This is a genomic window from Kytococcus schroeteri (assembly GCF_002847825.1).
Taxonomy (GTDB): Bacteria; Actinomycetota; Actinomycetes; order Actinomycetales; family Dermatophilaceae; genus Kytococcus; species Kytococcus schroeteri.
On sequence record NZ_PKIZ01000019.1, the window covers coordinates 21,249 to 31,098 of the forward strand.

Here is a 9,850-nt window from a genome sequence, read left to right on the forward strand (position 1 = left end):
TTCCATCACGCACAGGCGGTCCCCGGCCCCCGCGCCCGGGACCCCGGCCGTCGCCCCGCCCCAGTACCGTTGCCCCATCATGGCCACCTCCCCCGCACCCGCTCCCGAGGCCGGGACGACCCCCGCGACGACCCGCCGCATCGCGCCGGAGCCCGGGCCCACCCCCGGAGGCCGCGGCGTGTCCGCCCGTCGGGTGCGTACGGCCCTCCCGGCGCTGGCCCCGGTGCTGCTCACGGTGGCGGCGTGGACGTCCTCCGTGGCGGGTGGCCCCACGGCCCTGCTCGTGGCCTGCGCCCTGCTGGCCTGGTTCGCCGTGCGCCGCACCGCGGTCCGCGAGCTGCGCTCCTGGCGCTCCGTGCTCTGGCTGCCCGTCGTGGCCGCGGTGGTCTCGGCCGCCCACGCCGCCACCGAGGTGGCCGACGGCGGCCTCGGCACGCCCCTGGTGGCCACCACCGCCGCCGCGGCGCTGGTGGGCCTCGTGCCGTGGCTGGTGCACCGGGCCCGCGCCGGTCTGGTGCTGCGCCTGCTGGCCGCCCGTCGCACGCTGGGGGTGGTGGCCACCCGCATCGTGGAGCGGGACGGCGCCCGCCGCCGCGTCCGCGTGCCCCGCGCGGCCCTGCGCCCCGGTGACGAGGTGCTCGTGCGCGCCGGCGAGGTGGTGCCCGCCGACCTGCGCGTGACCGACGGCGAGGGCATGGTCACCCTGGAGCGCCTCACCACCCGCGCCGACGCCCACCCCGTGGTGCCCGGCGACGTGGTGGTGGCCGGTGCCGTGCCGCGCCGCAGCCTGGTGGGCACCGTGGTGCGCGCGGGCGACGACACCGCCATCGCCCGGGTGCTGCGCCCCGCCCTCGATGCCGTGCGCCCCACGCCGGGCCCGGTGCTGCCCGTACCCGCCGACCCGCACGGCTCGGCGCCCGGGGCGCCCACGCTGCCCATCCACCGCACCACCGACTCCGTGGCGCGCTGGGCGGTGCCGATCGTGCTGGCCGTGGCCCTGGTGGCCGGGCTGGCCCACGGCCTGCCGCACGGCGCGGCCGACGGCGCCCGCGTGGCCACCGCCGTGCTGCTGGCCGCCAGCCCCGCCGCCGCCCTCGTGGCCGTCACCAGCGCCTTGGGGGCCAGCCGCCTCCGCGGCGCCCTGCTGGGCCTGCGCATGAAGGGCACCCGCCCGCTGCGCTCGGCCCGCGACATCGACCTGGCCCTGGTGGACCCGTCCTCGGCCATCGCCACCGGCCACCCGCGCCTGGTGGAGGTGCTGCCCATGAAGGGCCTGGACCCCGACGCCGCCCTGCTGGCCGCGGTCTCCGTGGCGCAGGACGTGGACGGCCCCATCCCCCGCGCCCTGGCCAGCGCCGCCCGTGCCCGGAACATGACCCCGCGCGCCGTGAGCGGGCAGAGCGTGGCCGGTGGCCGCCTCTCGGCGCTCATCAAGGACATGGAGGTGACGGTGGGCGCCGAGGACGCGTTCGAGGCCGTGCCGCCCACCCTGCGCCCGGAGCCCGACGACGACGCGCTGGTGACCTACGTGGGCTGGGGTGGGCGCCCCACCGCGATGCTGCGCTTCCGCGACCGCCTGCGCCCCGGGGCCGCCGACGAGGTGCAGCGCCTGCTGCGCGCCGACGTGGTGCCCCACCTCATGTGCTCCGAGCCGGCCGCCGTCGCCCGCCGCATGGCCGACCGGGTGGGCGTGCACGCCTCGGAGGTGACCGGCGGGCTCGACGACGCCGGCCGCGTGGCCCTGGTGGCCGAGATGCTCGACGAGGGCCACCGGGTGGCGCTGCTGACCCGCGACACCCCCGACCCGGCGGCCGAGCAGGCCGACCTGGTGATCGCCTCCACCTGGTCGGACGCGCACAACCGGGAGCTCGCCCAGGTGGAGACCGTGCGCCCGGAGATGGCCGCCATCGCCGATGCGGTGAGCCTCACCCGGCACACCGGCGCCGTGGTGGGTCAGAACGTGATGCTGGTGGCGGCCTACCACGCCATCGTGCTGGTGCCGGTGGTGGCCGGGTGGGTGGTGGCCCCCGCCGCGGCGCTGCTCTCGCTGGTGCCGCTGGCCGGTGTGCTGGCCGGCAGCCACCGCATCTCGTTGGGTACCGGCAGCGCCGTCTGAGCGGGGGCCTCAGAGCCTCACCAGGGGCACGGTCACGCACTCGCGGTGCGGCCCCGGTCCACTCCACCCGATCCCCGTGGCGGGGGCCTCGAAACCCGGCGCCTCCTGCAGCACGGTGCAGATGTCCGACGCGAGGTCACGCATCCGACCATGCACGACAGCAGCAGCGTCCAAGGGCGCCCGCCCTGGGTCAGTGACCGTTCGGGGGATCACGTTGGTCAGACCACACTCCGAGTAGCCGTACACCCCGGTCAGTCCGTGCCGCGTGTAGACGACCTGCAGGCAGTCCGCCAGCTCGTCGAGGCGGACGCGGAGGATGTCTATCTCCTCGGCCAGGTGCCGCTCGCGCACGAACGTCCGCAGGAACTCCAGCAGGACGTCGCGAGGGGTCAGCGGGCTAGCGTCACAGGCCATCGCCGTCCTCGTCCTCCGCCGGCGGCTCCGCCCGGGAGATCACGCCCACCGCCCAGAGGACCGTGCCCCCGACGACCGCCGCCACCGACAGCACCAGCACCGCGTCACCCACCGGGCGCCACCCGCCGTCGGCCAGGTCGAGCAGCGCGCAGACGAGCGCGACGACGGAGAAGGCGAGCAGCAGCCCCAGAGCCACCAAGCCGACCAACCACCAGGTGCGGCGCCCGCCGCCCCGGGGCGGGACGGCCCCCGGCACCACGGTCTCGTGTCCGTCCACGTCGGGGGTCTGCACGGTCTGCCCAGTCGAGTGCCGGGTGCGGGTCGGCTCAGATGGTCACCGGCCCGTTGGCCGTCTCGAAGGTCACCGACATCAGGCCCGGGGTGCCGTGCGGGGCCACGAAGTCGAACTCCACGTCCGGCTCCCAGTCGTCACGGTCCACGCCCGGCACACCGGAGAGACCCAGCCACTCGCGCACCCGGTCGGGGTCGCCCGCCAGCTGCAGGCGGGCCAGGCGCACGTCGGAGGCGCCGCGCTCGGAGGGGTGCAGCTGGCCCTCGTCCCAGCGCAGGAAGAAGGGCAGCTGCGGGTCGGCGATGAGCCCCTTCACGCCGATCTGGCGCCAGGTGAGCTCCGTGCCGTCGGGGCGGTGGCGGTTGCCCATCACCGAGTCGCGACCGAGGCGCTCCTCCACCGGGGCGAGGTCGTCCATGGCCACCACCCAGCCGAGCCAGCCACCGCCGGCCTCGCTGCGGGCCTTCACGGCCTGGCCGAAGGGCACCTTGTCGGTCACCGGGTGCTGCAGCGGCTCGACCACCTCGAGGAAGCGGCCACCGGTCAGCGGCAGCACCATGTTGCGGGTGCCGAAGCGCGGGTGGTGCCCGCCGTCGACGACCTCGATGCCGAGCGCCTCACCCAGACGGGCGGCGGTGGCGTCCAGGCCCTCGGGGCCGGCGGCGAAGGCGACGTGGTCGATGCGCATGGCGACATGGTGCCACGCGGCAGTGGCGCACCCCACATCGCCCCGGGGGTTGGTCACGCGCCGCGCTGGCGCACCACCTCGAAGAGCACGATGGCCGCGCTCGTGGCGACGTTGAGCGAGTTGGCGCGCCCCACCATCGGGATGCGCACGCGCACACCGGCGTCCATCGCCGCGTCCGTCAGGCCCGTCTTCTCGGCGCCCACGGCCACGGCCACCGGGCCGGTGCAGTCCACGTCGGTGTGCAGGCGCTCGGTGTGCGGGGTGGCCGCGAGCAGCTCCACGCCCCGCGCGCGCAGGAAGTCCAGCACCTCCGCGGTCGGCGCAGTGGCCACCGGCACGGAGAACACGGTGCCCTTGGAGCCGCGCACCACGTTGGGGTTGCCCCAGTCGGTCACCGGGTCGGCGGCGATGACGGCGTGCACCCCCGCCGCGTCGGCGGTACGCAGGATGGCGCCCAGGTTGCCGGGCTTCTCCAGCCCCTCGGCCACCAGGTACAGCGCGGGACCCTCGGGCTCCGGCAGGTCGGCCAGGGCCACGCCGGGGGTGGGCACCACGGCCAGGAAGCCGTCCGGCCCCTCCCGGTAGGCGGCCTTCTCGAACACCGCCCGGCTCAGGGTCACGATGCCGGCGCCCCGCTCGGCGGCGGTGTCCACCACGTGCCGCTGGGCGGCCGGGTCGGCCATGAGCTCGTCGCACAGGTACAGCTCGCGGGGCCGCACGCCGGCCTCCAGGGCCAGCTCCAGCTCCTCGAAACCCTCCAGCAGGGTGCTGCCGGTCTGCTCGCGCACACGGCGGCGGCGCAGGTCGCGCAGCGCCTTGACGCGCGGGTTGGCCGGGCTCGTGATGTGCAGCGGTGCGGTCATCAGACGGGCCCCGGGGTGGCCGAGGCGTCGTGCTCCGTCGCCGCGTCCGGGGTCTGCCGCGCCACCACCGGCAGCGCGGCCTCCACGCCCTCCAGGGTGCGCAGCAGTTGTGCCAGGCCGTGCTCCTCGACGGTGCCGGTCACCTCGTCGGCGGCGGCCTTCACCTCGTCGGGGGCCTGCCCCATCGCCACGCCGCGGGCCGCCCAGTCGAGCATCTCCAGGTCGTTGCGCTGGTCGCCCACGGCCACGGTGTCGCACGGCTCCACACCCAGCGCGCGGCGCACCTGCTCCAGCCCGGACGCCTTGGACACGCCCTCGGGCGTGAGGTCCAGCCACGCCGTGTAGCCCACCGACCAGTTGACCCCGTGCAGGCCGATGCGGTCGAGCGCCTCGAGGAACTCCTCCTCGGTGCTGCCCGGGTCGTGGAAGGTCAGGCGCGTCACCGGCTCGGAGCCCAGCTCCTCCCAGGTGGCCAGGGTCAACTCGCCCTGCAGCGCCTCCTCGGGGAAGCCCTCGATGATGCGGTGCCCCACCCCGATGACCTCGGCGGCCACGTAGGCCCCCGGCAGGTGCTGGCGCAGCAGCTCCAGCGCCGGCGCGGGGTCGAAGGTGACCACCTCCAGCAGCTCGTAGCCCTCGTCGGCCGCCGGGTCGATGCGCAGCAGCACCGCCCCGTTGGAGCACACCAGGTAGGCGTCGCGCAGCCCCAGCTCACGGGCCAACGGCAGGGTGGCCCGCAGGGTGCGCCCGGTGGCGACGACCACGGTGTGCCCGGCCGCCGAGGTGGCACGCACGGCATCGCGTACCGGGGGGTGCAGCACGCTGGAGTAGTCGATGGTGGTGCCGTCCAGGTCCAGGCACACCATCTGCGGGCGGCTGGCCCGCCCCACCTCCGGCAGGTCCGCCGCGGCGCCGGTCATCGGGCGATCGGCTCGAGGACCTCGAGGCCCCCCAGGTAGGGCTGCATCGCGGCCGGCACCCGCACGGAGCCGTCGGCCTGCTGGTGGTTCTCCAGGATGGCCACGAGCCAGCGCGTGGTGGCCAGCGTGCCGTTGAGGGTGGCCACCACCTGCGTGCCCTTGCCCCCCGCCACCCGCTCGCGGGTGCGCAGGCGCCGCGCCTGGAAGGTGGTGCAGTTGGAGGTGGACGTGAGCTCCCGGTAGGTGCCCTGGGTGGGCACCCACGCCTCGCAGTCGAACTTGCGCGCGGCCGGGCCGCCCAGGTCACCGGCGGCCACGTCGATGACGCGGTAGGGCAGCTCCATCGCGCCCAGCATCTCCTGCTCCAGGGCCAGCAGCCTCTCGTGCTCGGCCTCGGCCTCCTCGGCGGTGCAGTAGACGAACATCTCCAGCTTGTTGAACTGGTGCACGCGGATGATGCCGCGGGTGTCCTTGCCGTGGCTGCCGGCCTCGCGGCGGTAGCAGGTGGACCAGCCGGCGTAGCGGCGCGCGCCGCCCGAGAGGTCGAGGATCTCGTCGGCGTGGTAGCCGGCCAGGGCCACCTCGGAGGTGCCGGTGAGGTACTGGTCGTCGTCGCGCAGGCGGTAGACCTCGTCTTCGTGGGCGTCGATGAAGCCCGCGCCGGCCATGACGTCGGTGTTCACCAGGGTGGGGGTGATCATCGGCGTGAAGCCGTGCTTCAGCGCCAGGTCGAGGGCCATGTTCATCATGGCGATCTCGAGGCGCGCCCCGATGCCGGTGAGGAAGTAGAAGCGCGCACCGGAGACCTTGGCGCCGCGCTCCATGTCGATGGCGCCGAGCAGCTCGCCGAGCTCGAGGTGGTCGCGGGGCTCGAAGCCCTCCGCGGCGAAGTCGCGCGGGGTGCCGACGGTCTGCAGGGTGTCGAAGTCGTCCTCGCCGCCGGCGGGCACCTGCGGCTTGACGATGTTGCCGATGCTGCGCAGCAGGCGCTGGGCCTCGGCGGCCAGCTCGTTCGCCTCGGCCTCCAGGGCCTTCACGCGGGCGGCCATCTCCTTGCCCTGCGCGGCCAGCTCGGCCTTCTGCTCCGCGGGCGCCTGGGCGATCTGCTTGCCGAAGACCTTCTGCTCGGCCCGCAGCGCCTCGAACTCGGCCTGCTTGGAGCGGGATCGCGCCTCCACCTCCAGGACGCGGTCCACCACGGACTCGTCCTCACCTCGGGTGCGCTGGCTGGCGCGCACGACGTCGGGGTTCTCGCGGAGCTCTCGGATGTCGATCACGATCCCAAGACTACGAGACCGCCACGGCGTACCGTGGGCACCCGCGAGCAGCGCACCCGACGCACCAGGAGGTCACCGTGAGCAGGACCCCCACCCCCACGGAACCGTCCACCCCCGCCGGGCGCGACGGCACCGGCCGACGCCGCGTCGGGTTCGTCATCAACCCGATCAAGTTCGACGACCTCCGGGCCGTGCGTGAGGAGGCCGACACCGTCTGCCACATCCTCGGCTGGGACGCCCCGCTGTGGCGCGAGACCACCGAGGAGGACCCCGGCGCCGGCCAGGCCCGCGAGCTGCTCGAGGCCGGCTGCGACCTCGTCGTGCCCATCGGCGGCGACGGCACCGTGCGCACCGTGGCCAGCCAGCTGGTGGGCACCGAGGTGCCCCTGGGCCTGGTGCCCGGCGGCACCGGCAACCTGCTGGTGCGCAACCTGGACCTGCCCTTCCTCTCCCGCCGGCAGGCCCTGCGCATCGCGCTCACCGGCGACGAGCGCCGCATCGACGTGGGGCAGGTGCGCTGGTGGGACACCGACGGCGGGGTGCACGAGGACGTCTTCCTGGTGATGGCCGGCGTGGGCATGGACGCCGACGTCATGGAGACCACCGACGACGACGTGAAGAAGCGCATGGGCTGGCTGGCCTACCTGGCCTCCGCGGTGCGCCACGGTGGCGACAAGCCCGTGCCCGCCCGGTTCCGCGTGGACGACTCCGAGCCCGTGTCCGCCAAGGTGCGCAGCGTGGTGTTCGGCAACGTGGGCAAGCTGCAGGGCGGGGTGGCCGTGCTGCCGGAGGCCCGCATCGACGACGGGCAGCTGGACACCTTCGTGGTCTCCCCGCGCGGCGTCACCGGCTGGGCCGGCGTGGTGGCCGCGGTGGCCACGCGGGGGCGCCTGGGCGGGGAGAACGCCGGCTACTGGCAGAGCAGCACCATCGACGTGGAGCTGGGCGAGCCCACCCGCGCCCAGCTGGACGGCGACGGCATCGGGCACGTGACCCGCATCGCCGGGCGGATCCTCCCCGGGGCGCTCATCGTGCGGGTGCGCGGCAAGGGCGCCACCTCCTGGCGCAGCACGCGCTCGGACCACGCGGAGGGATGGCTGCTCGGCGGCTGAGGGCGCGCCCCCTCCCGGCAGTGCCCCCGCCTGCTCCCGCCCCGGCCACGCCTCCGGGTCTCCCCGTCAGCGGGTCTCGGCGTCAGCGGCGGGCCTGACGCAGCGGCCGCACCGCCTCGGTGGCCGGCGACTCCGCCTCCAGCCCGCGGGCGGCGGCCACGGCCTGCGCCTCCTCGTCGGTGAGCGCGGTGGTGCCGCGGCCCTCGGTGACCGACTTGGCGTAGGTCTGCGAGTGGGCACGGCCGTTGAGGCTGGTGATGACCAGGCCGTCGCCCACGCCGTCGAGCAGCGCCACCGAGAAGGACATGCGGCCCCCCATGTCGCCGAAGGCGTCGTAGCGCACCAGGGCCACCTCGGTGAGGGCGGAGGTGGTGGAGTGCTCGAGGCGCTTGAGGCGCTGGTCGAGATTGTCGGCGTTGCCCGAGAGCTGTCGCAGGGCCTGGTCGAGACCCTCGGTGCGCTCGGTGATCTGGCTGGCACCCCCCTCGAGGCGCTCGACGCGGGCGCCGTGCTCCTCCATCGAGCCGCCGAGGGCCCCCAGGCGCTCGTCCACGGCGGTCACGCGCGTGCCGTGCTCGGAGGTGGTGCGCTCCAGCTGGTCCACGATGTCGGCCACGCCCCCCAGGCCGCGGTCGAGCGTGTCCAGGCGGGACCGGTCGGCGGTCTGCTCCTCGCCGAGGGCGGCGCGGCGGGCCTCCAGCTGCTCCACCTCGGCGGACAGCTCGGCCAGGCGCTCGTGCACCTCGGCCACGGTGCGCCCCACGCGCTCGTCCAGGTCCGAGACCTTGCCGTCCACGCGCTTCTCCATGGCCTCCACGGAGGCGGTCATGCGCTGCAGGTTCTGCGTGGCGTCGCTGTGCACCCGCTTGATGGACCGCGTGTCCGTGGACGCCTGCTGCTGCACCTTGCCGAAGCCCTCGCTGACCCCCTTCATCTCGCCCTTGAGGCGCTCCACCTCAGCACGCATGGCGGACAGGGACTTCTCTTGGCGGGAGGCGGCGCGGTCCAGGGCGCGCTTCAGGGTCACGGAGTCCACTCCGGTGCGCACGGCCGGCGCGGTGTAGCGGCGCGCCTGGCCCTGGCGGCTCGACATCGACCGGCGCTGGGAGCCCCCGCCGCCGGTGGCGCCGGCCAGCACACGGGCCGAGATGAAGCGGTGCCGGCGCAGCGAGCTGACCTGCACGGCCAGCCACAGTCCGACGAGCAGGGCGAGCACCGCGCACACGACGGCGGCGATCAGCAGGGAACTCTGGACGGGCTCTGGCACCCGCACAGGATACGCAGGTGGCCCCGCCGCAGCAGGTGCGCCGGGATGTCGGTGCGTCCGGGCACCATGGGGGCATGAGCACCCCCCGCTTCCCCGTGGCCGCCTTCCTCGAGTCCGACGAACCCCTGGCCGTGGTGCCCCTGGCCGAGGCCGAGGAGGCTGCCGCCGGCGCCCGCATCGCCGACTGGGCGGTGGCGCTGGGCGCGAGCCCCGACGGCAGCTCCGTGCGCACCCTGCAGGCCGGCCTGGCCGAGAGCCTCGACCTGCCCGGCAACGCTGCCACCAACCTGGACGCGCTGGCCGACACGCTGCGCGACCTGCCCGACCGCGCCGAGGGAGGGGCCGGGACCCTGCTGGTCTGGACGCCCGCCGAGGGGCTGGGGCTCGAGGACGACGGGCTGGGCACTCTGCTGCAGCTGCTGCTCGATGTGGTGGACGACATAGGGCGGGCGCGTCTCGCCGTGCTGGTGGCCAGCGACACCGTGGCCCGCCAGATCGAGGAGGACGAGGCGTGAGCCCCCGCATCGGGCCGGGCGGGGTGAGCCACGGCGCGCCGCGGGGACGCGGGCGCTCGCGGCTGCTGCTGCGGTTGGTCTTCCTGCTGGCCATGGCCGCTGCCGTCGTCTGGGGCGGTGGTGGGCTGTTCGGCCGGTCCGGTGACGGAGGTGGATCGGGCGAGGACGGCCACCCGAAGCCTCCCCCGGCCACCGGGTCGGACGGGTCCAGCTCGGCCGACCCGCGGCCGCGGGGACCGGCCAGCAGCACCGCCGGGGCCCCGGGCGCGAGCGGCCTGCCCCGGTGCGTCGAGGGCGAGCTGACCGCCGAGGCGCACGACGTCATCGAGACCATCACCGACGGCGGGGAGTTCGAGTACCCCGGCAAGGACGGCAGCACCTTCGGC

At 75.2% G+C, this 9,850-nt stretch carries 10 protein-coding genes and 1 pseudogene; 4 read left to right on the forward strand and 7 right to left on the reverse strand.

The window, feature by feature from the left end:
- Positions 1 to 79 precede the first annotated feature (79 nt).
- Positions 80 to 2,116, forward strand: a complete 2,037-nt coding sequence (locus CYJ76_RS09565; RefSeq protein ID WP_101849974.1) for a P-type ATPase — start codon at positions 80 to 82, stop codon at positions 2,114 to 2,116.
- Between the two features lie 9 nt (positions 2,117 to 2,125).
- Here the strand turns inward: CYJ76_RS09565 and CYJ76_RS09570 are convergent, their stop codons facing one another.
- The 6 genes from CYJ76_RS09570 to serS are packed head-to-tail and all read right to left on the reverse strand — an operon-like array spanning position 2,126 to position 6,570.
- Positions 2,126 to 2,530 (reverse strand): hypothetical protein, encoded by a 405-nt coding sequence (locus CYJ76_RS09570; protein WP_101849975.1) that lies wholly within the window; start codon positions 2,528 to 2,530, stop codon positions 2,126 to 2,128.
- Positions 2,520 to 2,822: a hypothetical protein gene (locus CYJ76_RS09575; RefSeq protein WP_101849976.1), complete on the reverse strand. Its 303-nt coding sequence runs from the start codon at positions 2,820 to 2,822 to the stop codon at positions 2,520 to 2,522. The genes CYJ76_RS09570 and CYJ76_RS09575 overlap by 11 nt, the downstream gene beginning before the upstream one ends.
- Positions 2,823 to 2,856: 34 nt before the next feature.
- The gene (locus CYJ76_RS09580) at positions 2,857 to 3,510 is read right to left on the reverse strand and encodes a VOC family protein (RefSeq protein ID WP_070703456.1); all 654 of its coding nucleotides are present in this window, start codon (positions 3,508 to 3,510) and stop codon (positions 2,857 to 2,859) included.
- Positions 3,511 to 3,563: 53 nt separating this feature from the next.
- A complete protein-coding gene (locus CYJ76_RS09585) occupies positions 3,564 to 4,373 on the reverse strand; it encodes an RNA methyltransferase (protein WP_070703455.1) in 810 nt (269 codons plus the stop codon).
- On the reverse strand, positions 4,373 to 5,293 hold the full coding sequence (locus CYJ76_RS09590) for an HAD family hydrolase (protein ID WP_083323394.1): 921 nt from the start codon (positions 5,291 to 5,293) through the stop codon (positions 4,373 to 4,375). Before CYJ76_RS09590 ends, CYJ76_RS09585 begins: the two co-directional genes overlap by 1 nt.
- Entirely contained in the window at positions 5,290 to 6,570 is a 1,281-nt protein-coding gene (gene serS, locus CYJ76_RS09595) for a serine--tRNA ligase (RefSeq protein WP_070703454.1), read from the reverse strand. Before serS ends, CYJ76_RS09590 begins: the two co-directional genes overlap by 4 nt.
- Before the next feature lie 77 nt (positions 6,571 to 6,647).
- Between serS and CYJ76_RS09600 the strand changes: the two genes are divergently transcribed.
- Positions 6,648 to 7,682: a diacylglycerol/lipid kinase family protein gene (locus tag CYJ76_RS09600; RefSeq protein ID WP_083323393.1), complete on the forward strand. Its 1,035-nt coding sequence runs from the start codon at positions 6,648 to 6,650 to the stop codon at positions 7,680 to 7,682.
- Between the two features lie 82 nt (positions 7,683 to 7,764).
- Here the strand turns inward: CYJ76_RS09600 and CYJ76_RS12915 are convergent, their stop codons facing one another.
- Positions 7,765 to 8,949, reverse strand: a complete 1,185-nt coding sequence (locus tag CYJ76_RS12915) for a DUF4446 family protein (RefSeq protein WP_238138216.1) — start codon at positions 8,947 to 8,949, stop codon at positions 7,765 to 7,767.
- A 74-nt stretch (positions 8,950 to 9,023) separates the two neighbouring features.
- Between CYJ76_RS12915 and CYJ76_RS09610 the strand changes: the two genes are divergently transcribed.
- Entirely contained in the window at positions 9,024 to 9,464 is a 441-nt protein-coding gene (locus CYJ76_RS09610) for a barstar family protein (RefSeq protein WP_141494810.1), read from the forward strand.
- Positions 9,461 to 9,850 (forward strand): annotated as a pseudogene (locus CYJ76_RS12515) (hypothetical protein); the annotation flags it as partial. The gene CYJ76_RS09610 and the pseudogene CYJ76_RS12515, both read left to right, overlap by 4 nt.